Below are 26,634 nucleotides of genomic sequence, written 5' to 3' on the forward strand. Positions count from 1 at the left end.
AACGGTAATCAGGAGGCGATATCGTTGTATCCTAAGAGATATCACGCATCGTTGGAGGGAAATCGATGATCAAGAGAAGAGACTGGCTGAAGGGACTGGTGCTGGCGCTCGGCCTCGCCTGGGCCGGCGCAAGTGTTCTGCCGGCGTCCGCACAGGCGGAAGAAAAGGTGACGGTCTTTGCGGCTGCGAGCCTGAAGAACGCGCTCGATGCGATCAATGCCGAGTGGCAGAAGGAAAGTGGCAAGGAAACGACCGTTTCCTACGCGGCCAGCTCGGCACTGGCCAAGCAGGTGGAACAGGGCGCGCCCGCCGACGTCTTCATCTCTGCCGACCTCGCCTGGATGGACTACCTCGCCGAAAAGAAGCTGATCAAGGACGACACCCGCGCAAACCTGCTCGGCAACCGCATCGTGCTCGTCTCCGGCAAGCAGGACGCTGCCCCGGTCGAAATCAAGCAGGGCTTCGATCTCGCTGGCATTCTCGGTGACGGTCGCCTTGCCATGGGTGCCGTCGATTCCGTTCCGGCCGGCAAGTACGGCAAGGCTGCGCTCGAAAAGCTCGACGCCTGGAAGGCCGTGGAGGCCAAGGTCGCCGGCGCTGAAAGCGTGCGTGCCGCCCTCCTGCTCGTTTCGCGCGGCGAAGCGCCGTACGGCATCGTCTACCAGACCGATGCCGCGGCAGACCCGGGCGTCAAGGTCGTCGGCACCTTCCCGGAAGACAGCCATCCGCCGATCATCTACCCGATCGCGATCACGGCCGAGAGCAAGAGCCCTGATGCGGCCGCCTACATCGACTTCGTCAAGTCGGCAAAGGCTGCCGAACTCTTTGAAAAGCAGGGCTTCACAGTCCTGAAGTAGCCGGCTGAAATAGGCGCTAGTGCCGTCTGTCCAGAGGCAGGCGAAGCATCTAACGTCATGTTCGCGACGCCCGCGCCCAAACGCGGGCGACGCGAACATTTGTCAGAGGCATAGGGGGCAGACAGCCGCGTCCCACAAGCCTCGTATTGGGGAGCGATATCCATTGGACTGGCTTGCAGTGAGCGATGCGGAATGGACGGCGATCCTGTTGAGCCTGCGTATCGCAACCGTCGCAATGATCTGCAGCCTGCCCTTCGCACTCGTCGTCGCCATGCTGCTTGCCCGCGGGCGCTTCTGGGGCAAGACACTGCTGAACGGCCTCGTTCATCTGCCGCTGATCCTGCCGCCTGTCGTCACCGGCTTCCTGCTGCTCCTGCTTTTCGGCCGCCGCGGCCCGCTCGGCGCCTTCTTCGCCGATTATTTTGGCCTCGTCTTTTCCTTCCGCTGGACCGGCGCTGCCCTTGCCTGCGCCGTCATGGCCTTCCCGTTGATGGTGCGCAGCATCCGCCTGTCGATCGAGGCGGTTGACCGCAAGCTCGAGGACGCGGCGACCACGCTCGGCGCGAGCCCCCTCTGGGTCTTTGCCACCGTCACGCTGCCGCTGATCATTCCCGGCATCATCGCCGGCATGATCATCGCCTTTGCCAAGGCGATGGGCGAGTTCGGCGCCACGATCACCTTCGTCTCCAACATTCCCGGCGAAACGCAGACGCTTTCGGCCGCCATCTACACCTTCACCCAGGTGCCGGGCGGCGACGCCGGCGCCATGCGGCTGACAATCATTTCCGTCATCATTTCCATGGCCGCGCTCATCTTCTCCGAACTGCTGGCGACCTTCGCCGCACGCCGGGTGGCCGCCCAATGAGCCTCATCGTTGAAGCCCGCCACCAGCTCGGCAATTTCTCGCTCGACGCCGCCTTTAGTTCCGATGGCGGCGTGACGGCGCTGTTCGGCCGCTCCGGCTCAGGCAAGACCTCGCTCATCAACATCATCGCCGGGCTTCTGAAGCCCGAAAGCGGCCGTGTCCTGCTCGATGGCGACGTCATCGCCGACAGCGAGAACAGGATCTTCACGCCGGTGCACCGCCGGCGCTTCGGCTATGTCTTCCAGGAGGCGCGGCTGTTTCCGCATTTGAGTGTACGCCGCAACCTCGCCTATGGCCGCTGGTTCGCCGGCAAGAGCGGCACCGGCAATGAGTTTACCCGCATCGTCGACCTGCTCGGCATCGGCCATCTGCTCGAACGCAACCCTTCGGCCCTTTCCGGCGGCGAAAAGCAGCGCGTCGCCATCGGCCGCGCCTTGCTCGCGGCACCGCGCCTGCTTTTGATGGATGAGCCGCTGGCCGCGCTCGACGAGGCGCGCAAGGCCGAAATCCTGCCCTATCTCGAACGGCTGCGCGACGATGCGCGCATCCCGATCGTCTATGTCAGCCATTCCGTCAGCGAAGTCGCCCGGTTGGCCCGGCGCGTGGTCGTGCTCGAAAGCGGTCGGGTCACCGCATCGGGCGCGGCCGCCGAGGTGTTGAGCGCGCCCGCCGCAACGCTTGCCACCGGCAGGCGCGAGGCCGGTGTCCTGCTGGAGGGCGAAGTCGAGGGAACCGATCCGGTGCACGAACTGACGACCGTCCGGGTCGGGCGGGAACGGCTGCGCATCGCTGGTGTCAGCGCGACGGCCGGCGTCAGGCTTCGCCTGCACATCGCCGCCCGCGACGTCATGCTGGCGACCTCAAGGCCAGTGGAAATCAGTGCGCTCAACGTACTCGAAGGGCGCATTCTGACGCTGACATCGGAGGAGGATGGCAGCGTCGATGTCCGGGTGACCTGCGGCGAGGCGACGATTGCCGCCCGCATTACCCGCTTTTCCCGCGACGCGCTGCAGCTTGTTCCCGGCAGAACCATCTATGCCGTCATCAAGTCGGTCGCGATCGATCACTAAAGCCTGTCGCATGAAAACGCATTCACGCGCCAGGCTTTAAGCTCTTGTTTTTATGCATGTCGTTGCCGCAATACCGCTGCACGCTTTTGCGCGACATGCATTAGGCCTTTTGGGAAACAGCCTCGGCCGTATCGGACGCTCGTGTATCGCTGCTCCGAACGGATTCGAGCCAGGCCAGATCCTCGCCGATCGCAAGGCGCGCCTTCTCCTCCATCTCGCGGTAGCGCCGGATAAGCTCTTCGCCGAACGGCGTCACCAGGGCTCCGCCACCCTGCTTGCCGCCGCGCTGCGATTCTACCGAAGGCTCGCTGAACATCCGGTTCAGGGCATCGACCAGCAGCCAGGCGCGGCGGTACGACATGTCCATCGCCCGGCCGGCGGCGGAGATGGAGCCGGTCTCGCGGATCAGTTCGAGCAAGAGGATCTTGCCGCGGCCGAGCCGGTCGGCGGGCGGAAAATCGATGCGCAGGACGGGGCGAAGATCGGGGCGGCTCTCACTCATGCGCGCGAGCATAGAAGCACGCGCAAAATTCCGAAAGACCGTCTCGCGGCGAACCGGACGGGTTGGCGATAAAAGATTGCCAGCAACCGAGCGCCGGCCGACGACGGCCAGATTGCAGGTCTTGATCTCGCGGCGGCGGCATGCACCGATGGCCGCGACACCTCCTGCCCGAAAGTGCCCTCCCCATGCCCGGTCCCACGCTCGATCCGATCGCCACAGACACCACCCTGCCCGCCAGGGCCGACGTCGTCATCGTCGGCGGCGGCATCATCGGCGTCAGCACCGCCCTCTTCCTTGCCGAACGCGGTATCGACGTCGTGCTCTGCGAGAAGGGCACGCCCGGCGCCGAGCAATCGAGCCGCAACTGGGGCTGGGTTCGGGTGATGGGCCGTGACGAGCGCGAAATCCCGCTGGCGATCGAGGCGCTGAAGATCTGGGACACGCTCGACGCGCGCATCAGTGGCGAGACCGGCTTTCGCCGCAGCGGCATTCTCTATGTCTCCGAGAATGAGCGCGACATCGCCAATCGCGACGCATGGCTCGCCATGGCCCGACCCTACGGCGTCGACAGCGTGCAACTCAGCTCCGACACGACAGAGGCGATGATGCCGGGCGCCGCCATCCGCTACCAAGGCGGGCTCTTCACGCCGAGCGACGGCCGGGCAGAACCGCAGAAGGCGGTGCCCGCGATTGTCGCCGGTGCACGCCGCGCCGGTGCCCGTATCCTGACGGGCTGCGCCGTGCGCGGGGTCGAAAAGGCAGCGGGCCGGATCTCCGCCGTCGTCACCGAGAGAGGCCGCATCGAGACGTCGACCGTCATCGTCGCCGGCGGCGCCTGGTCCAGGCTCTTTCTCAAAAGCCTCGGCATCCGGCTGCCGCAGCTGAAGGTGCGGAATACGGTGTTGAGAACCGGGCCGGTCTCCGGCGGTCCGGAAGGGGCCGGCGCAACCGCGACCTATGCCTATCGCAAGCGCCTCGATGGCGGTTACACGATTGCCGACGGTGCCGCCAACCTGCACGCGGTCGTGCCCGACAGCTTCGCATTCTTCCGGGATTTCCAGCCGGCGCGAAAGGCGGAGGGCGATGCCGTGCAGGTGGGCATCAACGCCCAGAGCTGGAACGAATTGTTCGAGATCGGCACCGTCCCGCTCGACCGGCCCGGCGCCTTCGAGCGCCACCGCGTGCTCGATCCCAATCCGGATTCGCGGCGCGCCCTCCGGGCCCTCGACGCCGCCGGCAGGGCCTTGCCATTCCTGCGCAAAACCAAGGTGCAACAGATATGGGGAGGACTGATCGATGTGATGCCCGATGCCGTCCCCGTCATCTCACCCGCCGAAACCGTTCCGGGCCTCATTGTCGCGACGGGTTTTTCCGGCCACGGTTTTGGCATCGGGCCTGGCGCCGGACACCTCGTCGCCGACCTCGTAACCGGCGAGAAACCGATCGTCGATCCGACGCCATTCCGGCTCTCGCGCTTCCTCGATGGAACGCCGATCACCATCGCCCCGCCGGTCTGAGCGCTACCGCCGACGGATCGCCGCGAAAGAAAATTACCGGCAACGACCGGCAAGAAGGTGAACGACACAACGCGTGGGCGCACTCCCGGCAGGATTCTATCTTTCTTCGCCTGCCCCTGCCCCGCAACACGGAAAGACCTTCATAAGCCCCGGAACTCGTGGCAGTCTGTGAGCATTCCCGTCGGGAGAGCGGGGGCTTTTAGGAGGAGTCTGTGCAGACCTTGGGCGGAGGAGCCTTGCCGGTCACATTGCACGTCCTCGTACACCTCAGGCCCATCGTTATCCCGTCCCAGAGCATTTCCAGCGAGGGTGCTAGCGCCTTTGCGTCCGGAAATGCGTGAGAACAGAAATGAAGAGCGGTTCGACTGGAACCGATCTTGATTTGGTGCACTGCGCACTCCGGAGGAGGCCGGAAACCGCATGAGCGATCTCGATCGACTTAGCCTGCATGTCCCCGAACCCGCCGTTCGGCCCGGCGGCCAGCCGGATTTCTCCAACGTCAAGATCCCGAAGGCCGGCTCCGTGCCGCGCCCGGAGGTGGACGTCGCGCCGGAAGAGATGCGCGACCTCGCCTATTCGATCATCCGCGTCTTGAACCGCGACGGCGAAGCGGTTGGTCCCTGGGCCGGGCTGCTTTCGGATGACGAGTTGCTCTCCGGCCTCAGGCACATGATGCTGCTGCGCGCCTTCGATGCGCGCATGGTCATGGCGCAGCGCCAGGGCAAGACCTCCTTCTACATGCAGCATCTGGGCGAAGAGGCCGTCAGTTGCGCCTTCCGCAAGGCGTTGGTGAAGGGCGACATGAACTTCCCGACCTATCGACAGGCCGGTCTTCTGATCGCCGACGGCTATCCCATGGTCGAGATGATGAACCAGATCTTCTCGAACGAGAGCGACCCTCTGCGCGGCCGGCAGCTGCCGATCATGTATTCCTCCAAGGAGCATGGCTTCTTCACCATCTCCGGCAACCTCGCCACCCAATATGTACAGGCGGTCGGCTGGGCGATGGCGTCGGCCATCAAGCGCGACACCAAGATCGCAGCCGCCTGGATCGGCGACGGCTCGACGGCGGAATCGGACTTCCACTCGGCGCTCGTCTTTGCCTCCACCTACAAGGCACCGGTTATCCTCAACATCGTCAACAATCAGTGGGCGATCTCGACCTTCCAGGGCATTGCCCGTGGCGGCTCCGGCACCTTTGCCGCCCGCGGCCTCGGCTTCGGCATTCCGGCCCTGCGCGTCGACGGCAACGACTATCTCGCCGTCTACGCCGTCGCCAAATGGGCGGCCGAGCGTGCAAGGCGCAATCTCGGCCCGACCCTGATCGAATACGTCACCTACCGCGTCGGCGCCCATTCGACCTCCGACGATCCGAGCGCCTATCGCCCGAAGACGGAATCCGAGGCCTGGCCGCTCGGCGACCCGGTCCTGAGATTGAAGAAGCACCTCATCCTTCGCGGCGCCTGGTCGGAAGAGCGTCATGCGCAGGCGGAAGCCGAGATCACCGACGAAGTGATCCAGGCCCAGAAACAGGCCGAGGGCCACGGCACGCTGCATGCCGGCGGCAAGCCGTCGGTGCGCGATATCTTCGAGGGCGTCTATGCCGAGATGCCGCCGCACATTCGCCGCCAGCGGCAGAAGGCAGGATACTGATATGGCCAGAATGACAATGATCGAAGCCGTGCGCAGCGCCATGGATGTCTCCATGGAGCGCGACGACAATGTCGTCGTCTTCGGCGAGGACGTCGGCTATTTCGGTGGCGTCTTCCGTTGCACGCAAGGCCTCCAGGCGAAATACGGCAAGACCCGCTGTTTCGACGCGCCGATCAGCGAAAGCGGCATCGTCGGCACGGCGATCGGCATGGCCGCCTACGGGCTGAAGCCCTGCGTCGAGATCCAGTTCGCCGACTATATGTATCCGGCCTACGACCAGATCACCCAGGAAGCGGCCCGTATTCGTTACCGCTCCAACGGTGATTTCACCTGCCCGATCGTCCTGCGCATGCCGACCGGCGGCGGCATCTTCGGTGGCCAGACTCATAGTCAGAGCCCCGAAGCGCTTTTCACCCATGTCTGCGGCCTGAAAGTCGTCGTGCCCTCCAATCCCTACGACGCCAAGGGCCTGCTGATCGCCTCGATCGAGGATCCGGATCCGGTGATGTTCCTGGAACCGAAGCGGCTCTACAACGGCCCCTTCGACGGCCATCATGACCGGCCAGTCATTCCCTGGTCGAAACACGATCTCGGCGAGGTGCCGGAAGGCCACTACACCGTTCCGATCGGCAAGGCGGAAGTCCGCCGAGAGGGCTCCGCCGTCACCGTCGTCGCCTATGGCACCATGGTGCACGTGGCGCTCGCGGCTGCCGAGGAAACCGGCATCGACGCCGAGGTGATCGACCTGCGCAGTCTGCTGCCGCTCGACCTCGATACGATCGTCAAGTCGGTGGAAAAGACCGGGCGCTGCGTCGTCGTGCACGAAGCGACGCTGACGTCGGGCTTCGGCGGCGAAGTTGCCGCCCTCGTGCAGGAGCACTGCTTCTACCATCTCGAAGCGCCCGTCGTGCGCGTCGCCGGCTGGGACACGCCCTACCCGCACGCGCAGGAATGGGACTATTTCCCCGGCCCCGCGCGCGTCGGACGCGCGCTCGTCGAAGTGATGGAGGCCTGACATGGGCGAATTCGTAATCAAGATGCCCGATGTCGGCGAAGGCGTGGCCGAGGCTGAACTCGTCGAATGGCATGTGAAGCCCGGTGACCCCGTGCGCGAGGACATGGTGCTCGCCGCCGTGATGACCGACAAGGCGACCGTCGAAATCCCCTCGCCCGTCACCGGCACCGTGCTCTGGCTCGGCGCCGAGGTAGGCGACACCGTTGCGGTGAAGGCGCCGCTCGTGCGCATCGAAATATCAGGCGAAGGCGAAACGGCTGCTCCCGTGGAAGAGAAGCCTGTCGCGAAGGTGGAAGAAAAACCCGCAGTGAAGACTGAGGCGCCCGCGCCGGTCTCCAAGCCGGCCCAGCCCGCCAAGGTCGAGGTCAAGGCGCCGACCACGAACGGTGTCCACGCCAACGGCGCACATGCCGCTGGCGAACGATTGGAGAAGGCCCTTGCCTCGCCGGCGGTGCGCCTGCGCGCCAAGGAAAGCGGCGTCGATCTGCGCCAGGTGACCGGCACCGGTCCGGCTGGCCGCATCACCCATGATGACCTCGACCAGTTCATCGCCCGCGGCGCCCAGCCGGCGCTTGCGCCGGCCGGCCTGCAGCGCAAGACCGCCGTCGACGAGATCAAGGTAACCGGCCTTCGCCGTCGCATCGCCGAGAAGATGTCGCTTTCGACCTCGCGCATTCCCCACATCACCTATGTGGAAGAGGTCGACATGACGGCGCTCGAGGACCTGCGGACGACGATGAACCGCGACCGCAAACCCGACCAGCCGAAGCTGACCATCCTGCCCTATCTGATGCGCGCGCTCGTGCGCACCATTGCCGATCAACCCGCCGTCAATGCCACTTTCGACGACGGCGCCGGCATCATCAGCCGCCATCACGGCGTGCATATCGGCATCGCGACGCAGACCCCGGCCGGCCTCACCGTTCCGGTCGTGCGCCATGCCGAAGCCCGCGGCATCTGGGATTGTGCCAACGAGCTCAATCGCCTGGCGGACGCTGCCCGCACCGGCACGGCCACCCGCGACGAGCTCACCGGATCGACCATCACCATCTCTTCGCTCGGCGCGCTCGGCGGCATCGTCTCCACGCCGGTCATCAACCATCCGGAAGTCGCGATCATCGGCGTCAACAAGCTCGCCGTCCGCCCGGTCTGGGATGGCACGCAGTTCGTGCCGCGCAAGATCATGAACCTGTCCTCGAGCTTCGATCACCGCGTCATCGACGGCTGGGATGCGGCCGTCTTCGTGCAGCGGCTGAAGACCCTGCTCGAAACGCCGGCGCTTATTTTCGTGGAGGCCTGAGGCGATCATGAAGGAAATTTCCTGCAAGCTGCTCGTCATCGGCGCCGGCCCCGGCGGCTACATCTGCGCAATCCGCGCCGGCCAGCTCGGCATCGACACGGTCATCGTCGAAAAGGCGAAAGCCGGCGGCACCTGCCTCAATGTCGGCTGTATTCCCTCCAAGGCCCTCATCCACGCGGCGGAAGAGTTTCATAAGCTGCGCTCGGCCGCTTCCGGCCGCAGCCCGCTCGGTCTGTCGCTCGCCAACCCGACAATCGACCTTGCCCGCACCATCGCCTGGAAAGACGGCATCGTCGGACGGCTGAACGGCGGCGTCATCGGCCTTCTGAAGAAGGCGGGTGTCAAGGCGGTGATCGGCACCGCCCGTTTCGTCGACGGCAAGACCGTCGATGTCGAGACCGAGATCGGACTGCAGCGCATCCGCGCCGAGACGATCGTCATTGCCACCGGCTCGGCGCCGGTCGAGCTGCCCGACCTGCCTTTCGGCGGGTCGATCATTTCCTCGACCGAGGCCCTGTCGCTGAAAAGCGTGCCGAAGAGCATCGCCGTCATCGGCGGCGGTTACATCGGTCTCGAACTTGGCACCGCTTTCGCCAAGCTCGGCAGCCACGTGACCGTACTCGAAGCGCAGCCGCGCATTCTGCCGCTCTATGACGCCGATCTGACGAAACCGATCGCCAAGCGTCTCGGCGAACTCGGCATCGAGGTCTTCACCCAGACGGTCGCCAAGAGCTACTCCGCCGAAACCGGCAGCCTGCAAGCCGAACACAACGGTCGCGCAATCGATGTCGCCGCCGAAAAGGTGCTGGTCACCGTCGGCCGCAAACCCGTGACCGAGGGCGTCGGCCTTGAGGAAATCGACCTCGACCGCACTGGCCGCTTCATCCGCATCGACGACCAGTGCCGGACGTCCATGCGCGGCATCTATGCGATCGGCGACGTCACCGGCGAGCCGATGCTGGCGCACCGCGCCATGGCGCAGGGGGAAATGGTGGCGGAGATCGTCGCCGGTCACAAGCGCAGCTGGGACAAGCGCTGCATCCCGGCCGTCTGCTTCACCGATCCGGAGATCGTCACCGCAGGGCTGTCGCCCGACGAGGCGCGTGCGAGCGGCATCGAGATCAAGATCGGCCAGTTCCCCTTCCAGGCGAATGGCCGCGCCATGACGACGCTTGCCGAAGACGGTTTCGTTCGCATCGTCGCTCGCGCCGACAACCACCTGGTGCTCGGCATCCAGGCCGTCGGCCACGGCGTCTCGGAACTCTCGGCAAGCTTCAGCCTGGCGATCGAAATGGGCGCGCGCCTCGAAGACATCGCCGGCACGATCCATGCGCATCCGACGCAATCGGAAGCTTTCCAGGAGTCCGCGTTGAAGGCGCTCGGGCACGCGCTGCATATCTGACGTCGAGGGGCGGTTGGGGCAAAAGTGCCCCTCATCCGGCCTGCCGGCCACCTTCTCCCCGCCACGCGGGGAGAAGGACACACGCGGGGCACGCACTCGCGCCAACCATTGCCTTTTGCCGTATGGGAGAAAGACATGAGCAGAACTGACCCGATCGTCATCGTTTCGGCGGCCCGCACACCAATGGGCGCCTTTCAGGGCAGCCTCAAGGATTTGACCGCGCCGGAAATCGGCGCCATAGCGCTCAAAGCCGCACTCGATCGTGCCGGCCTTGATGCTGTCGACGAGGTGTTGATGGGCAATGTGCTGCCGGCCGGCATTGGCCAGAACCCGGCGCGCCAGGCAGCCCTTGGCGCCGGCCTCGGCAAGGAAACGCCGTCGACGACCATCTCCAAGGTCTGCGGCTCCGGCATGAAGGCGTTGATGCTTGGCCACGATGCTCTGCTGTCCGGTAGCGCGTCGGTGCTTGCGGTCGGCGGCATGGAGTCGATGACCAACGCGCCCTATCTGCTGCCGAAAGCGCGCGGCGGCTTCCGCCTGGGTCATGGCGAAGTCAAGGACCACATGTTCCTCGACGGCCTCGAAGACGCCTATTCCGGCCGGCTGATGGGCACCTATGCCGAGGACACGGCCGAGCACTATCAGTTCTCGCGCGCCGATCAGGACGGCTTTGCGCTGCGATCTCTGGAGCGCGCAACCCGCGCAGCTGAGGATGGTTCCTTTGCCGAGGAAGTCGTGTCAGTCGCTGGCGCCGGCAAGCGCCAGACCGCCAATCTCGACCGCGACGAACAGCCGACCAAATCGGATCCGTCAAAGATCCCGAAGCTGAAACCCGCCTTCCGCGACGGCGGCAGCGTGACGGCCGCCAATTCGTCGTCGATATCAGACGGGGCAGCGGCGCTGATCCTGATGCGCGCCAGCGAAGCGGAAAAGCGGGGGCTGACCCCGCTTGCTATCGTCGCGGGCCATGCGGGCCACGCCCAGGAGCCGGCCTGGTTCACGACCGCCCCGATTGGCGCAATCGACAAGCTGCTGGCAAAGCTCGCCTGGGAGAAGGGCAGCGTCGGCCTCTACGAAATCAACGAGGCCTTCGCCGTGGTGGCGATGGCGGCGATCCGCGACCTCGGCCTGTCGGACGAGATCGTCAACATCAACGGCGGCGCCTGCGCACTCGGCCATCCGATCGGCGCATCCGGCGCCCGCATCATCGTGACATTGCTTCACGCCATGCGCGCCAACGGCGTCAAGCGCGGCATCGCCTCGCTCTGCATCGGCGGCGGCGAGGCGACGGCGGTCGGGCTAGAGCTGTTGCAATAGCGTAGCGCGTTCCGGTCGCCTCGCGCTCCAACCTACGAGAAACGCCGCCGGTCGAACCGGCGGCGTTTCTCGTTTTCAGCATGCGATTTGCCTGACGCCTCACCCCATACGCTCGGAAGCATAGGAGCCCGGGCTCGGCGGGAAGACGACGACACGGTTGCCGTTGATGAAGCAACGGTTGTGGATATGAGCGTGCACGGCGCGCGCCAGCACCTGGCTTTCCACGTCACGGCCGATCGAGACATAGTCTTCGGCACTCTGGGCATGAGTGATACGGGCGATGTCCTGCTCGATGATCGGACCTTCGTCGAGGTCGGCGGTGACGTAATGCGCCGTCGCGCCGATCAGCTTCACGCCGCGCTCATAGGCCTGCTTGTAGGGGTTGGCGCCCTTGAACGACGGCAGGAAGGAGTGATGGATGTTGATGATGCGGCCCGACATCTTCTTGCAGAGCGCGTCGGACAGGACCTGCATGTAGCGGGCAAGCACGATCAGTTCGGCGCCGGTCTGGTCGACCAGTTCCAGCAGCTGGGCTTCCGCCTTCGGCTTGTTCTCCTTCGTCACCTTGATGCAGTGGAACGGGATATCGTGGTTGACCACCACCTTCTGGTAGTCGAAGTGGTTGGAGACGACACCGACGATGTCGATCGGCAGTGCGCCGATCTTCCAGCGATAGAGCAGGTCGTTGAGGCAATGGCCGAAACGCGACACCATGAGCAGCACCTTCATGCGCTCCTCGCTGTCGCGGATCTCGGCGTTCATGTCGAAGCGCTTCACCACCGCTTCGAAACCTGCCTTCAACTCGTCGAGTTTTGCGCCTTCCTGGCTGATAAAGCTGAGACGCATGAAGAACAGGCCGGTTTCGAGGTCGTCGAACTGCGAACTGTCGGAGATATAACAGCCCTTTTCGGCGAGATAGCCGGTGATCGCGGCGACGATGCCACGGGTGGTCTTGCAGCTGACGTTCAGCACATAGCTTTTCATCGGTATGTCTCTCGCTCCAGAGGTTTTTCCGGCCCCCCTTATACGGCCAGTCATACAAAAACTAGCGCGGCCTTTTCGCCGCCGTCGATCCATTCGCGACATTCGCTTGACGGAACCGGCCAGAGAAGGCGGCCCGCAGGATGCGGGCGCGCCCGAAGGTGCTAGGAGAAGGGATCAAGCGAGAAGCCGCGTGGCCCCTCAGCGCGGCGTGCGGTCCGGGTGCGCGCGGGCGAAAGCCTCGATCTCCGCGCAGTTCTGGTCGATCGCGACCAGCCGCGGACAGGCCGAAAGATCGACGTCCCATCGGCGGGCATTGTAGACCTGCGGCACAAGGCAGAAATCCGCCATGGTCGGCATGTCGCCATGGCAGAAGCGCCCGGTCGCGGAATGGTCGAGCAACCGTTCGAAGGCGGCAAGCCCCTCGCCGATGAATTTGCGCATCCAGTTGCGCCGCGCCGCCTCGCTGTCCTCGGCATTGGCCATGACGTGGGACACGACGCTGAGATTGCAGACGGGGTGGATGTCCATGGCGATCGCATAGGACAGGCTGCGCACCCGCTGACGACCGATGGCGTCATCCGGCAGGAAGCCGGAGGTTGCCCGGGTCTCGGCGAGGTACTCGATGATGGCGAGCGATTGCGTGAAGCGCTCGCCATCGATCTCAAGGACAGGCACGAGCCCTTGCGGGTTGCGGACCAGATGGTCCGGCGCCTTGTGTGCCTTGGCAAGCAGGTCGACCGGCACAGAACGATAGCGTTCACCGAGGCTGTTGAGCGCGATGCGCACCCGATAGCTCGCCGACGAACGCCAGTAGTCGTAAAGGACGGTCTCGCTCATGCCTTGCCCGTTGGTGTCAGTCAGCCGTTTCCGACTGTGTTGTAAGCTTCGACGGTCTGTTCGATAGCTCCGAAGATGGAATGACCGGTTTTGTCCTTCATCTCGATGCGCACGACGTCGCCGACCCTCAGGAACTGGGTTTTCGGCGCACCGCCGGCGATCGTCTCGATCATCCGGAGTTCAGCGATGCAGGAATAGCCGGCACCGCCTTCCGCAACAGGCTTGCCCGGTCCGCCGTCGAGCTTGTTGGAAACGGTGCCCGAACCGATGATCGTGCCGGCGGAAAGCGGCCGGGTCTTGGCCGCATGCGCGACCAGCTGCGCAAAATCGAAGGTCATGTCGATGCCGGCATTGGCGCGGCCGAAGGGTTTGCCGTTGAGGTCGACTTGGAGCGGCAGGTGCAGCTTGCCGCCGTCCCAGGCGTCGCCCAGTTCATCCGGCGAAACGGCAACCGGCGAAAAGGCCGACGACGGCTTTGACTGGAAGAAACCAAAACCCTTGGCAAGCTCGGCCGGGATCAACCCGCGCAGCGACACGTCGTTGACGAGCATGACGAGCTGGATCGCCGCCCGTGCCTCGTCGATGGTCGCACCCATCGGCACGTCGTCGACGATGACGGCGACCTCGCCCTCCATGTCGACGCCAAAGGTCTCGTCGGCAAGCGGGATCGGATCGCGCGGCGCGATGAAGCTGTCGGAGCCGCCCTGGTACATCAAGGGATCGGTCCAGAAGCTTGAAGGCATCTCGGCATTGCGGGCCTTGCGCACCAGCTCGACGTGATTGACGTAGGCCGAGCCGTCGGCCCATTGGTAAGCGCGCGGCAACGGCGACAGCGCATCATGTTCATGGAAGCGGATCGTCGGCTGCGAACCGGTCTCGATCCCTTCGGCGACGCGCGCAAGCCGAGGGCCCGCATGCGCCCAGTCGTCGAGCGCTGCCTGCAGCGTGCGGGCGATGTGCCCGACCTCCGAGCAGCGGGTAAGATCGCGGGAGACGACCACGAGCTTTCCGTCGCGCGTACTGTCCTTGAGTGTCGCCAGTTTCATGCAGTCCTCCCTCTCAAACTTCTCATTGTTCCAGACCGAAGACCGCTTCGCGGCCGTCGCGGAATTTCTTTACGCGGACGAATCGTCCGCAATCTTCACAACAAGGCCGTCGGTGGCGATCGTCAAGGCGCCCGCCCAGTTTTTGCGAGCCGCCGCAATCCAGTGGGCCTCAGATATCTCGGGGTCGTCGGCGGGGATGAGGTGATGCAGCACCAGCCGTCCGACGCCGGCGGCCGCCGCGATCGCCGCCGCCTGTTCGGCGAAACTGTGGCTCGCCAGCAGATGCTCCTTCAGCCGCGCGCCATTGCCGGTGCGCGCCACCAGCCGGTCGACGCCTTCGGCGAGCATCGCCTCATGCACGAGGATGTCAGCTCCTTTGGCGAAATCAGCAAGCAGCGGGAAATAGGCTGTATCGGACGAGAACACGACCGAGCCTTCCGCATCGTCGAACCGAAGCGCAAAGCAATCGGTCACCGGCGGATGGTCGACGCGCAGCGCCGAGAGCGTCAGGCCGTTCTCGGAGAAGATCTCGCCTTCCGAAAACTCGATGACCTCGACCAGCATCCGCAGGTCGGGCCGGCCCTCATCGACGATACGAATCTCGATATCGAAGGCCATCGATTGCAGGAAGCCCTGCCAATAGGCGCGAGTGCCTGTGGGCCCGTAGACGCCTACCGGCTGCGACAACCCCGCGGTCCAGGCCGTGTGAATGAGCGGCCCGAGTTCCAGCACATGATCCGAATGCAGATGGGTAATGACGATCAGGTCCAGCGTCTTCAGCGCCACACCGGCATCGGTCAGTCCGCGCGTGACGCCAAGGCCGCAATCGACGACAACCGTCCGGCCGCCGATTTGAAGCAGAGACGACGTCGGCCACGGGCCGCCCGGCCGGATCGCCGGACCGCCCTTGCTGCCGAGCAAAACCAGGCGTGAACTCAAGACCAATCGCCTTCCGGCGTCCCGTTGAACCGCTTCTTGAGATCCGTCCAGCAGTCGATGTAGTTGTCCTGCAACGTCTCCAGTTCGGCGGCGTAGCGGGTCAGTTGCTGCGGGAAGCGGGTCTCGAACATGAAGGCCATCGTATGGTCGAGCTTCACCGGTTTCAACTCGCTATTCGTCGCTTTGTCGTAGCCCGACGCATCGGGCCCATGCGCCAGCATCATGTTGTGCAGGCTCATGCCGCCAGGCACGAAGCCCTCTTCCTTTGCGTCGTAGCGACCGTAGATCAGCCCCATGAATTCGCTCATGATGTTGCGGTGGTACCAGGGCGGACGGAAAGTGTGTTCAGCCACCAACCAGCGCGGCGGGAAGATAACGAAATCGATATTCGCCGTGCCCTCTTCGCCCGAGGGCGCCGTCAGCACCGTGAAGATCGACGGATCCGGATGGTCAAAGAGGATCGCGCCGACGGGCGAATAGGTCTTGAGGTCGTATTTGTAGGGCGCGTAGTTGCCATGCCAGGCGATGACGTCGAGCGGCGAATGGCCGATCTCGGTTACGTGGAAACCGCCGCACCACTTCACATGCACGCGGCAGGGCGTCTCCTTCTCCTCGAAGGCGGCGACCGGCGTCTTGAAATCGCGCGGATTAGCCAGGCAGTTTGCGCCGATCGGACCGCGATCCGGCAGCGTGAACTTGGCGCCGTAGTTTTCGCAGACATAGCCGCGCCAAACCTTCTCGTCGCCAAGTCGCGTCACCTTGAACATGGTGCCGCGTGGCACGATGCAGATCTCGGAGGGTTCGACGTCCATCTTGCCGAGCTCGGTGAACACCTGGATCGCGCCCATTTCCGGAACGATCAGCAGCTCGCCGTCGGCATTGAAGAAATAGTCGTCCACCATGTCGGCGTTGAAGGCATAGGCATGCGCTGCCATGCCCGAATGCGTCGGCGCATCGCCCGCCGTCGTAATCGTGCGGATGCCCTGCAGGAAGTTCAGCTTTTCCGTCGGCTCCGGCAGTGGATTCCAGCGCAACTGGCCAAGCGCCAAAGAATGCTCGGCGACATGCGGCGCCGTCTTCCAGTGCGGATAGTCGATTTTGTTGAAACGTCCGGTGTGGCGAACGCTCGGGCGGATGCGATAAAGCCAGGACCGCTCGTTGGTGCCGCGCGGCGCGGTAAAGGGGGAGCCCGAAAGCTGCTCGGCATAGAGGCCATAGGCACATTTCTGCGGGCTGTTCTGCCCTTGCGGCAGGGCGCCCGGCAGGCTCTCGGTCTCGAAATCATTGCCGAAGCCGGGCATGTAGCCAAGCGCTTCGTTGGCCTTAGCCAGTGTCCCGGCCTGTTTTCCTGCCTTGTCCAGCATCGTCGATCCTCCTCCTCATGGCACCCTGCTTCGGCTTCGCGAACCGACCTGTTCACAGGTCCGGCGCAATTCCAAATACCGCGGCGACGGCCTTTTCCCAGGGTGGACGCAGGCGTCGCCTTCGGCATATTAGTTGCAATCGTAACTATCGATTTTGTAACTATCAAGGATGCCCGATGGCCGCCGATGGCTTCGAACTCAATGCCTTCCTGCCCTATCGGCTGAACCGCGCCGCGGAATTCGTCGCGCTGCGCTTTGCCGCCCAGTACAAGGCGCGCTACCAGCTCACGCGCCCGGAATGGCGCACTCTGGCCGCCCTCGGCAGCACAAGCCGCCCGATGACGGCCACCGAAGTCGGCGCGCACTCGGCCATGCACAAGACCAAGGTCAGCCGCGCCGTCGCCTTGCTCGAAAAACGCCGCTGGCTGACGCGGCGCGAAGACGAAAACGACCGCCGCATCGAACATCTGGAACTGACGAAGACCGGCATCCGGGCCTATGGCGAATTGACGGAGCTTGCCGTCCGCTATCAGGCGGAACTCGACACGCTGATCGGGCCGGCCGGGATACAGGCGCTCGCCGTCGGGCTGGAAGCAGTGGAACGCGCTATCGGCAGGTTCGACCCTCCGCCCTCTGCCTGAGGCTTCAGCCCTTCATCCGCTCGGGGATCGGCACGCCCTCGAAGCTCTTCAAGGTTTCAAGCACGATCGACGTCTTCACATGCTGCACGCTGTCGTGCGGCAGAAGCACGTCGTTGACGAAGCGCGACAGCCCCGCAAGATCTGGCGTCACCACCCGCATGTGGTAGTCCATCTCGCCGGTGAGCGCATAGGCCTCCAGCACCTCCGGCAGGCCGGAAATGAGCTTGCCGAAGCGCTTGGCATTGTCGCGATTGTGGGTAGCGAGCGTGACCGAGATCACCACCATCAGATCGAGGCCGAGCTTCTGCCGGTCGATCTGTGCCTGGTAGCCGGTGATGTAGCCTTCCGCTTCAAGCCGGGTGCGCCGGCGCGAACATTGCGACGGCGAAAGCGCGATGCGTTCCGACAGTTCGTTGTTGGTCAGATGCCCGTCACGCTGCAATTCGCTGAGGATCTTGAGATCGAACCCGTCAAGCTGCTCCATTCGTGCATCCTAATACGCAATTTTGCATGTTTCGTGCGCCATTCTGTCTAAACCGCGCAAGAATACAAGCATCATGCATGGGAATTGCGTCATACTCCAGCAAAGTTTGGAAGAATAAGAGGAGACTTCCGATGGGCCCCTTCCCGCATGACGCCCCGCCGGCAACGATTACCGCTGACAATCCCGCCGGCACCGACGGCTTCGAGTTCGTCGAATTCGCCCATCCGGAACCGGAAAAGCTGGCCGAGCTCTTTACTCGCATGGGCTACAGCCCGGTCGCCAAACACAGAAGCAAGAACATCACCGTCTGGCGCCAGGGCGACATCAATTACATCCTGAACGCCGAGCGTGGCTCGCACGCCATGCGCTTCGTCGACGAACACGGCCCCTGCGCCCCGTCGATGGCCTGGCGCGTCGTCGATGCCAAGCACGCCTTCGAGCATGCAGTCTCGAAGGGCGCCATCCCTTACGAAGGCAAGGACAAGTGTCTCGATGTCCCGGCGATCGTCGGCATCGGCGGTTCGCTGCTCTATTTCGTCGAGACTTACGGTGCCAAGGGCTCGGCCTACGAGGCCGAATTCGAGTGGACCGGGGAGCGCAATCCGAAGCCCGAGGGCGTCGGCTTCTATTATCTCGACCACCTGACCCACAACGTCTATCGCGGCAATATGGACAAGTGGTGGGCCTTCTACCGCGAACTGTTCAACTTCACGCAGATCCACTTCTTCGACATCGACGGCCGCATCACCGGCCTCGTCAGTCGCGCGATCACCTCGCCCTGCGGCAAGATCCGTATCCCCTTGAACGAGTCCAAGGACGATACGAGCCAGATCGAGGAATATCTGCGCAAGTACAAGGGCGAAGGCATCCAGCACATCGCCGTCGGCACCGAAGGCATCTACGATGCCACCGACAAGCTGTCGGACAATGGCCTGAAGTTCATGCCGGGCCCGCCGGAGACCTACTACGACATGTCTCACGACCGTGTGCACGGCCATGATGAGCCGATCGAGCGGATGAAGAAGCACGGCATCCTCATCGACGGCGAAGGTGTCGTGAACGGTGGCATGACAAAGATCCTCTTGCAGATCTTCTCGAAAACCGTAATCGGCCCGATCTTCTTCGAATTCATCCAGCGCAAGGGCGACGAGGGTTTCGGCGAGGGCAACTTCCGCGCTCTGTTCGAGTCGATCGAAGCCGACCAGATCCGTCGCGGCGAACTGGGTCCGCAGGCGGCCGAGTAAGTCAGGTCCGGCATCGGCCGGACGGCACCGCCCAATCAAATCAGCCTCTCGCCTCAAGCGAGGGGCTTTTTACTTTGGAGACCTGAGGCGCCTGCGAGCCAGCCGCGCCCAGTGTACACCCCAACGTGCCCCAAGAGGGGCACGCATCGGCGAGAGCCTCAGTTCGTGGCGTCGTTGACCACCCGCCAGTTTGGCCGACCAAGGTCGTGCGGCCAATCGATGACGTCGCGGTCGTTGAAGTAGACGACCTCGGCGAGATTGGGGAACTGCGAATCCGCTTGCGTCGCGGCGTTCATCCAGGGCTGCATATAGGCCTGGCTGCCTTCCCATCCGAGCTCGGCCACCCAGATCGGCTTGTTGTATTTGGCGACCAGGTCGTAGCCGGGTTTCAGTGCCTCGGTGAAGGTCTTCGGCGCGCCGTATTCGATCTTGTCAAACGGTTCGAGCCCGAAGACCGAGAGGCCGACGAGATCGACGTAGTCATCGCCCGGATAGTAATCGACCAGGTTCGGCAGCCCCTTGGGCGACCACATGATCTGCGCTTTTGGCGCTTTCGCCCGCACGATGTCCATCGCGTGCCGGTAGGCCTTGATCCAGTCCTGGGGCTCCCAGCCGGCCCAGGAGAAACGCCCGGACGTATCTTCCATTTCCTGGCCCCAGCGCACGATGACTGGGCTCTTCAGCCCGGCAATCGTGTTGGCGATTGCTTCCATGTTGGCGTCATACTCACCTCTGAGCATGCGGTCGCGAAGCTGCGTCGGCGTCAGTTTCCAGTCCAGCGACCAGGACCAGGGCTCGATGGTGATCAGCAGGTTGCGATTGCGCTGGAGCGCGTACTCGTCGGCGACCTGCAAGGAAGCGAGGTCCACGTCTTCCCAAGGCAGGAACAGGGCCTCGGTCGAGACATCGCTCTGGGCGCCGAAATCGCCATGCGGATCATAGGCACCGAACTTTGTTCCGCCCGGGTGAATGACCGGACGTTTATCGCTCATCGTCTGTTCTGCACTGGTCGCAGGATTGGCTTTCTCCTGCGCCAACGCGGATACCAAGCTTGCACTGAGATCCAGCTGGAGAGCCAGAGCCGTGCATAGCGCGAATGCCAATTTGCGTTTCATTTCATCCTCCTGCAGCAGAACGTCTATTTCTTGGCCAGGAACTGTTCCTTCAGCCGGAGTGCCTTGGCCGTGATGTTGTCGTGGGCAACAAAACGTTTGTACTCGTCACCGGCGCGGGGCTTGGCATGGCTGAAGACGTACCACTTCCCGTTGGGCACCTTGCGTTGATAGACCGTGTCGCCGATCCGGGCGTGACCGAAGCAGCTCCGGGCATTGCCGGCATTGGCCGAGGTCGTCCAGGTGGCCTGCATGCACATCATGCCGAGGTCGCTGACGTACCAGTTGCCTTCGGCAAAGGAACGATCGCCCTTGCCCTTGTCGACGAACGCCACGAGCTTGCGCCCGTGGGCTTCGAACCGGGCACCGCCTGTCGACCACTCCCAGGTCTTGTTGCGGTAGAGCGAGTAGACCTCATAGGCGCTGAGCGGCTTTGGCTTGACTTCCATCTTCGCCTTGACCGGCTCGGCGCCGAAATAGACCGCGGCCGCTGCCAAAGGCACCAGCAGCGGGAGAGCTATGACTTTCAACGACCCTTTCATTGCATTTCTCCTCGCATTGGAGACCACACACACTCGACTGCTTGCCGTCGTCATGACGGCACATGAAACCGACCGACCTTCCTGGTCGTTATCGTTTCCCTGTTACTTTGTTGGCTGATATTCGATGCACTGATTTCGCCGCGCGCCTGCCCGTCGGATGGCTGTGAAAACCCTCTCCATTTCAGGCGGAAGCGAACGGTTTTGAGATTGGTGCCGCTGCCGGCACCGGCGACCGTGTATCTCGTTTCGGTGAAGCTCACGAACTGCAGGCCGTGCGACAGCGCCTGGGTTGCCTCGGCCCCATGGCGCACGGCCGATTGAGCCGAGAGCACCGAGACCAGCACCAGGCACCCGGCCGTCGCCGCCGTCATCGTCGACCGCGGGATCAGGGCCAACCGGTTTTCGCGTGCGTGGCAAATGAGGATCACCGCCACCAACCCCGCATAGATGAGCGCGTTGATGCCGGCGAAGACATAAAACCCGCGCGCCGTGCCGGCATCGGAGATACCCCTGGCGACCAGAGCCGATGCCAAGGCGAGCACCAGATAGGGCATCAGCACCCGCAGCGGCAAAGGCGCGGCGGCACCGCCACCCTTCGGCGTGATGCGGAAGTCGACGAAGGAGCCCGTCAGATGATCGCGCACCGCCGCAAGGCAACCGAGCAGCGACCAGGGCCAGCGTGCAAACAGGAACAGCGTGCCTTCCCAGCTCAGGACGCGTGCGTCATAGGGCCGGAACGTGCCCGTCGAGCGCCAGAAATAGGCAAGCGCGATCAGCACCAACGAGAGCGGCGCGAAATGCAGCAGAAATTCCGGATAGGTGACGGCGACGAAGGTCCGACCGGAGACGAGCGCCACGATCGGCATCAGGAACATCAGCGCCATGAACGACGAAAACAGCGGATACCAGAGCTGCGAGAACAGGAACTGGAACTTCAGCCGCGGCGACAGCTTCGGCACGTAGACCGGCGAGTATTTCAACAGGATCGTGACGAGGCTTCGCGACCATTGGAACTCCTGAACCACGAGATCGGCGAAATTGGCCGGTCCGTCGCCATGGGCGATCGCGTTCAGCGCATGCACGCCGCGCCAGCCATGGGCATTCATGATCAGCGTTGTCGAATGGTCTTCGGCAAGTTCGGGCCCAAGCCCACCGATCTGCTTCAGGGCCTTGGTCCGAACGGCATAGTGCGAACCGATGCACAGCGGCGCCCAGCCGTTGTTGTAGCCGGCCTGCAGCGAGCCGTGCATGCTGGCCTCCGCGTGGAGCCTCCCGCGCGCTGCCCAGCTGGTGGCGGCGTTGGCATCGCAGATGCTCGGCGCCGAGACATAACCGACCGACGGGTCGTTGAACGGGCGCAGCACCTCGACGAGATAGGTGGTTTCCGGCACATGATCGGCATCGAACTGGGCGACGAAATCGTAGCGCTCGTAGCCATAGTGATCGTAGAAATAGGCGAGGTTTCCCTCCTTGCACCGGGTCCGGCGCGGCCAGGAAGAGCGATGGTAGTCTGCGACGCCCTTTCGCGTGGAGATCATCACCCCGCGCGCCGCGCACCAGGCAATCGTGTCCGGTGACGGATCTTCGTCTGCGAGCCACACGTCGAATTCGCAGCCGGTCTGGTCGAGCATGGCGAGCAGCGTCTTGCGCACCACCGAAAAGGGTTCCGAAGGCGCCTTGGTCACCACCATCGCGACCCGCCCCTGCGGCACCCGGACGGCGCTTGCCGCCATAACCTTCGCGCCGGAAAAGATCACGATGAAATAGACCGGCAGCAGCGTGATCCATCCGACGACCACCGTGATCAGCACATAGGACGGCCAGTCGACGACGTGGGCGGGATCAAGCCACCACTGCCAGAAATACAGGAGGGCGCCAAACCATGCGGCAATGCCGAGGACATGGAGCAGTCGCAGCCGGCCCGAAAACAGGGCGGCGGGCGCCGAAGCGGCCTTCCGGCTCTGCCCGAAGGCGATCGTCTCATCCGGTTTCGCGGTTTCCAGCGACCAGTTCATGAGCGCACCTCCAGGCCGAAGCTCGGCGCGGCCGTCGCGATGATCGTGTCGATGTCCGAAAGCTGCGGACGGAAACCCAGCCTCTGGCGCGCCCAGTTCGTGTCGGCATAGAGAACCGGCGGGTCGCCGGGCCGGCGCGGCAGCATCTGCACCGGGACCGGCCGACCGGTGACCCGGTCGATGGCCGACAGCACCTGCCGGACCGACGTCCCATGGCCAGAACCGAGATTGGCGTGCAACACCTCGCCGCCGTCGCGCAGATAGTTCACCGCCGCCACATGCGCGTCGGCAAGATCGGTCACGTGGATGTAGTCGCGGATGCAGGTGCCATCCGGTGTCGCATAGTCGTCGCCGAAGACATCGAGCCTGTCGATCCGCCCGGCCGCCGCCATCAGCGCACGGGGAATGAGATGCGTTTCCGGATCGTGTTTTTCGGTCAGCTGCCCTTCCGGATCGGCGCCGGCCGCATTGAAGTAGCGCAGCGCCACCGAGCGGATGCCGTAGGCACGGGCATAGTCGCCAAGCATCAGTTCGATCATCAGCTTGGTGCGGCCATAGGGATTGATCGGCAGCTGAACCATGTCCTCGGTAATCGGCAGCTGCGGCGGGATGCCGTAGGTGGCGCACGAGCTGGAAAAGACGATGCGTCCAAGTCCGGTCGCCCGGCAGGCTTCCAGAAGCGCGATGCTGCCGGCAACATTGTTGGTGTAGTATTTTCCCGGATCCTCGACCGATTCCCCGACATAGGCGGATGCGGCAAAGTGGATGAGGCATTCGGGCGAATGGGTCCGGATTGCCGCCGCCAACCGTTCCTTGTCCTCGATCGCCCCCTCCACGAGGGGGCCCCATTTCACGTTGGATCGATGCCCCGTCGAGAGATTGTCGTAGACGACGGGAACGATGCCCTGCTCAGCCAGACGCTTGCAGGTGTGGCTGCCTATGAAGCCGGCTCCGCCGGTGACCAGTGCGACGCGAGACATGTCATACCGCCTCTCCGGCCACTGCGCGACCGGCCGCACTGAGGCGCTCGTCGAAATGGGCGATCGTGCGCTCAAGGCCTTCGCGCAGCATCACCTTCGGCTCCCATGCGAGTTCACCACGCGCCTGGGTGATATCGGGTCGCCGCTGGCGAGGATCGTCGGTGGCCGCCGCCAGATGCACGATGCGCGAACGCGAGCCCGTCATCGAAAGCACCATTCGCGCGAGCTCGAGAACCGTGAACTCTCCGGGATTGCCGAGATTGATCGGACCGGTGCACGGGTCGGCCGAGACCGAAAGACGGAGGAAACCGTCGATCAGGTCGTCGACATAGCAGAAGGACCGGGTCTGGTGCCCGTCACCATAGATCGTCAGGTCCTTGCCCTGCAGGGCTTGGACGACGAAGTTCGATATCACCCGCCCGTCGTCGGGCCGCATGCGCGGACCGTAGGTGTTGAAGATACGCGCGACCTTGATCTTCACGCCGTAGGTCCGGTGGTAGTCGAAGAACAGCGTCTCGGCCGACCGTTTGCCTTCGTCATAGCAGGCTCGCGGCCCGATCGTGTTGACGTTGCCGAAATAGGTTTCCCGCTGCGGACTGGTCAGCGGATCGCCATAGACTTCCGAAGTCGAGGACTGGATGACGGTGGCGCCAGTGGCCTTGGCGTTTTCGAGCGCATGCAGCGCGCCGAGAACGTTCGTCATCAATGTCCCGACCGGGTCCGCCTGATAGTCCGGTGGTGACGCGGGGGAGGCAAAGTTGAAGATGACATCGGCATCGATCAGGTAGGGCTTTCGAACGTCGTGATCGATGATGTGGAGATGGGGGTCCTGCGCCAGATGAGAGAGATTTTCGCGCCGGCCGGTCGAAAAGTTGTCAAGACAGATGACCGTATGACCCAGGGAAATAAGTCTTTCGCAAATATGAGATCCGAGAAAACCACTTCCACCCGTTACTAGTATTCTCTTCGGTATTCCTGCGATCTTCTTAAGAAACTCCCGCTGTCCAACCACGGACAGCGGTCCCGTGACGACCTTTCGCATGCGCACCTCCAATTATTAAACTCACCATTTTCGTTGGTGATTTGGAGACGGGATGCGAGCGCAATAGATAATAAAAATATTCTCTTTATTACAACGACACGCACAACCCGACAAAAAATAAACTATTCAATTTCAATCAATATTTTTTAGATTCTCAATTTCAATATTAGCTAATTATCAAATACGAACCGTCCAGTCAATATGTATGGAATTTATTTCCAGTAAATAATCCAAAAATACAACAAATTACTATTGACATAATCATATGTGATTACATTTCAGCCAATCCAGGCCAAAAGTAACGAAATATTTACCAGTATATTCTAGGGTAAATTTCGGTGTGATCTTTCGAGCTTTCACGCACCTGTCGAGGAGACATGCCACAGCGGGACCGCCCGGCCAATCGCCGGGGCAGGCTCAAAGTAGCATTTGATTTCGGGAATCAGCCCCAGGAGAACGCACCTGGGGCCGAATAGAACTTGGCACGCCTTCGACGACGGCCAAGCCCTCAAGCAGATAAATGTCTGCCTTACGTCGCGCCTAGTTCTTCCAACGCGACAGGAGGACGTCGCCGTTGCGCTCCGTCGCCGCATCGTTGGTGAAGTATCGAGACGCCGCTTCCGTACGGTTGCGAACGTTCATCTTCTTATAGATGTTGCGGACGTGAACCTTGACGGTATTTTCCGACAGCCCGAGCCGGTCCGCGATGATCTTGTTCTGCGTGCCCTTGCAGATCAGATCGAGGATCTGGACCTCGCGTGTCGTCAGGCCATCGGGGCCAGCATCGCGCTTGCGCCGTCCTGTTCCCGAAACGGTCGTCTGGCCCGGGGCCTCCCCGCGCCGGCCATAAAGGCTGTTCGCCGCGAAAGGCTCGGGAGAAAGCCGCCGCAGCAGAGCCGCCGGGAAATGTTCGCCGCCCTTCATCAGTAAGTCGATGGCCGCAAGGCAGACATCCAGATTGAGGTTCAACGGCAGGACGCCATGGATGAGGCGCTCTTCGACGAAGCCGGCAATCGACGGATCGAGTTCCTCGGCATTCTCCACCACCAGGCCAATCGATGCCCGCGGGTGGAACTCGTGAATGGTCCGCAAGATAGCCGGAAAGGACTTGGGAGGCATCCGGTACAGCATGATCAGCGTGACATCGACGAGACTACCGTCAAGCAGATTGTCGGGATCGGAGAAGCTGACGATATCGTGCCCTTGAAACCTGGACCCGACGGCCTGCATCAGGCATTCGGCGAACAGGTCGATCTTGGCGAGCATTACGATTTTTTTCTTTTGTGACAAAGCCTTGTTGTTATCTTCAAAATCACCCACGTTGGAGCTTCCAGGATACATTACGCCCTCCTAGGATTTTTCCATTTATTTTTATGGGTGCCCCGGTCTGGCCGTGGGCACGCCCCACTTTCAAAAAATTTATTCGGAACCACTTATGCGTCACGATTATTCCTGTGCGATAAAATTCGCGATAGCTAATGTAACGTAAAGATCTCCGCAACGAAACAGCCCAAAAGGATTAGAGAAGCGCCGGAAGGGCACTTAAATCGTTATAAATCGAACCATCTTTGGGTTATATTGCTAACGTTCTGTTTACCAAGACGCGGAACGCTCTCAAAAACAAGCCTCTAGGATACCCCCAGCAGAGCGAGCGTCCTATGCATTTCTGCCAAGACGGACCCGACGGCGCGCGATAAATGGATTAGTTAAGCGGCCTCGTGCAGCCGCGCTTAACCCCCCTCTTCCGCTCCGATATACGCAGGAATACTTAGTTGGTACTAGGAGGCCCGTCCGCTGCTGTCGACGATAGCCCGAAGCCAAGCGCAAAGCGTGGAAAGCGCGGAGGTACCGGTCGGCAGATGCCCCTGAAAAAGCAGGGGATTTCCTCGCTGCGCCAATGGCTTGC

The 26,634-nt window shown here is 62.8% G+C and carries 24 protein-coding genes; 11 read left to right on the forward strand and 13 right to left on the reverse strand.

What is annotated here, in order from left to right; translation table 11 throughout:
- The first annotated feature begins 65 nt into the window (after window positions 1–65).
- From modA to modC, 3 genes are all read left to right on the forward strand, one after another.
- Window positions 66–857, forward strand: coding sequence for a molybdate ABC transporter substrate-binding protein (gene modA, locus BLU15_RS21875; RefSeq protein ID WP_090298028.1), 792 nt, complete (start codon window positions 66–68; stop codon window positions 855–857).
- Window positions 858–1,020: 163 nt separating this feature from the next.
- Window positions 1,021–1,722, forward strand: coding sequence for a molybdate ABC transporter permease subunit (modB, locus tag BLU15_RS21880; protein ID WP_090298031.1), 702 nt, complete (start codon window positions 1,021–1,023; stop codon window positions 1,720–1,722).
- Window positions 1,719–2,792 (forward strand): molybdenum ABC transporter ATP-binding protein, encoded by a 1,074-nt coding sequence (gene modC, locus BLU15_RS21885; protein ID WP_090298033.1) that lies wholly within the window; start codon window positions 1,719–1,721, stop codon window positions 2,790–2,792. Before modB ends, modC begins: the two co-directional genes overlap by 4 nt.
- Window positions 2,793–2,892: 100 nt before the next feature.
- On the opposite strand, the gene BLU15_RS21890 is transcribed toward modC, so the two are convergent.
- The gene (locus BLU15_RS21890) at window positions 2,893–3,294 is read right to left on the reverse strand and encodes a winged helix-turn-helix domain-containing protein (RefSeq protein WP_090298110.1); all 402 of its coding nucleotides are present in this window, start codon (window positions 3,292–3,294) and stop codon (window positions 2,893–2,895) included.
- 185 nt (window positions 3,295–3,479) lie between these two features.
- On the opposite strand from BLU15_RS21890, the gene BLU15_RS21895 reads away from it, so the two are divergent.
- The 6 genes from BLU15_RS21895 (at window position 3,480) to BLU15_RS21920 (ending at window position 11,498) form a co-directional block, all read left to right on the forward strand.
- Window positions 3,480–4,811, forward strand: coding sequence for an NAD(P)/FAD-dependent oxidoreductase (locus BLU15_RS21895; protein ID WP_090298036.1), 1,332 nt, complete (start codon window positions 3,480–3,482; stop codon window positions 4,809–4,811).
- Window positions 4,812–5,231: 420 nt separating this feature from the next.
- The gene (locus BLU15_RS21900; protein ID WP_034787158.1) at window positions 5,232–6,464 is read left to right on the forward strand and encodes a 3-methyl-2-oxobutanoate dehydrogenase (2-methylpropanoyl-transferring) subunit alpha; all 1,233 of its coding nucleotides are present in this window, start codon (window positions 5,232–5,234) and stop codon (window positions 6,462–6,464) included.
- Between the two features lies 1 nt (window position 6,465).
- Window positions 6,466–7,479, forward strand: a complete 1,014-nt coding sequence (locus BLU15_RS21905) for an alpha-ketoacid dehydrogenase subunit beta (protein WP_034787163.1) — start codon at window positions 6,466–6,468, stop codon at window positions 7,477–7,479.
- Between the two features lies 1 nt (window position 7,480).
- Window positions 7,481–8,779, forward strand: coding sequence for a dihydrolipoamide acetyltransferase family protein (locus BLU15_RS21910; protein WP_034787169.1), 1,299 nt, complete (start codon window positions 7,481–7,483; stop codon window positions 8,777–8,779).
- Between the two features lie 7 nt (window positions 8,780–8,786).
- Window positions 8,787–10,181 carry a dihydrolipoyl dehydrogenase gene (lpdA, locus tag BLU15_RS21915; protein WP_090298039.1) on the forward strand — a complete coding sequence of 465 codons (1,395 nt, stop codon included), beginning with the start codon at window positions 8,787–8,789 and terminating at the stop codon, window positions 10,179–10,181.
- A 135-nt stretch (window positions 10,182–10,316) separates the two neighbouring features.
- Entirely contained in the window at window positions 10,317–11,498 is a 1,182-nt protein-coding gene (locus BLU15_RS21920; protein ID WP_090298043.1) for an acetyl-CoA C-acyltransferase, read from the forward strand.
- Between the two features lie 99 nt (window positions 11,499–11,597).
- Here the strand turns inward: BLU15_RS21920 and purU are convergent, their stop codons facing one another.
- From purU to hmgA, 5 genes are all read right to left on the reverse strand, one after another.
- Entirely contained in the window at window positions 11,598–12,482 is an 885-nt protein-coding gene (gene purU, locus BLU15_RS21925) for a formyltetrahydrofolate deformylase (protein WP_034787183.1), read from the reverse strand.
- A 198-nt stretch (window positions 12,483–12,680) separates the two neighbouring features.
- The gene (gene maiA, locus BLU15_RS21930; protein WP_090298046.1) at window positions 12,681–13,319 is read right to left on the reverse strand and encodes a maleylacetoacetate isomerase; all 639 of its coding nucleotides are present in this window, start codon (window positions 13,317–13,319) and stop codon (window positions 12,681–12,683) included.
- A 20-nt stretch (window positions 13,320–13,339) separates the two neighbouring features.
- Window positions 13,340–14,365: a fumarylacetoacetate hydrolase family protein gene (locus BLU15_RS21935; RefSeq protein WP_060581238.1), complete on the reverse strand. Its 1,026-nt coding sequence runs from the start codon at window positions 14,363–14,365 to the stop codon at window positions 13,340–13,342.
- Between the two features lie 69 nt (window positions 14,366–14,434).
- Window positions 14,435–15,304: an MBL fold metallo-hydrolase gene (locus BLU15_RS21940; protein WP_090298113.1), complete on the reverse strand. Its 870-nt coding sequence runs from the start codon at window positions 15,302–15,304 to the stop codon at window positions 14,435–14,437.
- Complete coding sequence (gene hmgA, locus BLU15_RS21945; RefSeq protein WP_090298050.1) at window positions 15,301–16,668, reverse strand: homogentisate 1,2-dioxygenase; 1,368 nt, start codon at window positions 16,666–16,668, stop codon at window positions 15,301–15,303. The genes BLU15_RS21940 and hmgA overlap by 4 nt, the downstream gene beginning before the upstream one ends.
- A gap of 176 nt (window positions 16,669–16,844) precedes the next feature.
- On the opposite strand from hmgA, the gene BLU15_RS21950 reads away from it, so the two are divergent.
- On the forward strand, window positions 16,845–17,309 hold the full coding sequence (locus tag BLU15_RS21950) for a MarR family winged helix-turn-helix transcriptional regulator (protein ID WP_060604581.1): 465 nt from the start codon (window positions 16,845–16,847) through the stop codon (window positions 17,307–17,309).
- Window positions 17,310–17,313: 4 nt separating this feature from the next.
- Here the strand turns inward: BLU15_RS21950 and BLU15_RS21955 are convergent, their stop codons facing one another.
- Window positions 17,314–17,793, reverse strand: coding sequence for an Lrp/AsnC family transcriptional regulator (locus BLU15_RS21955; protein ID WP_034787199.1), 480 nt, complete (start codon window positions 17,791–17,793; stop codon window positions 17,314–17,316).
- A gap of 131 nt (window positions 17,794–17,924) precedes the next feature.
- Here BLU15_RS21955 and hppD point away from each other — a divergent pair, with 131 nt between their 5' ends.
- On the forward strand, window positions 17,925–19,037 hold the full coding sequence (gene hppD, locus BLU15_RS21960) for a 4-hydroxyphenylpyruvate dioxygenase (RefSeq protein WP_090298053.1): 1,113 nt from the start codon (window positions 17,925–17,927) through the stop codon (window positions 19,035–19,037).
- A gap of 158 nt (window positions 19,038–19,195) precedes the next feature.
- On the opposite strand, the gene BLU15_RS21965 is transcribed toward hppD, so the two are convergent.
- The 6 genes from BLU15_RS21965 to BLU15_RS21990 form a co-directional block, all read right to left on the reverse strand.
- Window positions 19,196–20,152 carry a glycoside hydrolase family 26 protein gene (locus BLU15_RS21965; protein ID WP_060517455.1) on the reverse strand — a complete coding sequence of 319 codons (957 nt, stop codon included), beginning with the start codon at window positions 20,150–20,152 and terminating at the stop codon, window positions 19,196–19,198.
- Window positions 20,153–20,175: 23 nt separating this feature from the next.
- A complete protein-coding gene (locus BLU15_RS21970) occupies window positions 20,176–20,691 on the reverse strand; it encodes a DUF995 domain-containing protein (protein ID WP_034787207.1) in 516 nt (171 codons plus the stop codon).
- A 50-nt stretch (window positions 20,692–20,741) separates the two neighbouring features.
- Entirely contained in the window at window positions 20,742–22,706 is a 1,965-nt protein-coding gene (locus tag BLU15_RS21975) for a glycosyltransferase family 2 protein (RefSeq protein ID WP_090298055.1), read from the reverse strand.
- Entirely contained in the window at window positions 22,703–23,686 is a 984-nt protein-coding gene (gene galE, locus BLU15_RS21980) for a UDP-glucose 4-epimerase GalE (RefSeq protein WP_090298058.1), read from the reverse strand. Before galE ends, BLU15_RS21975 begins: the two co-directional genes overlap by 4 nt.
- Before the next feature lies 1 nt (window position 23,687).
- On the reverse strand, window positions 23,688–24,728 hold the full coding sequence (locus BLU15_RS21985; protein ID WP_082566281.1) for a UDP-glucuronic acid decarboxylase family protein: 1,041 nt from the start codon (window positions 24,726–24,728) through the stop codon (window positions 23,688–23,690).
- Between the two features lie 540 nt (window positions 24,729–25,268).
- On the reverse strand, window positions 25,269–26,069 hold the full coding sequence (locus BLU15_RS21990; protein ID WP_060530574.1) for a helix-turn-helix transcriptional regulator: 801 nt from the start codon (window positions 26,067–26,069) through the stop codon (window positions 25,269–25,271).
- Window positions 26,070–26,634: the final 565 nt, after the last annotated feature.

This window comes from Ensifer sp. YR511, assembly GCF_900103045.1.
In the GTDB taxonomy this organism is placed as follows: domain Bacteria; phylum Pseudomonadota; class Alphaproteobacteria; order Rhizobiales; family Rhizobiaceae; genus Ensifer; species Ensifer adhaerens.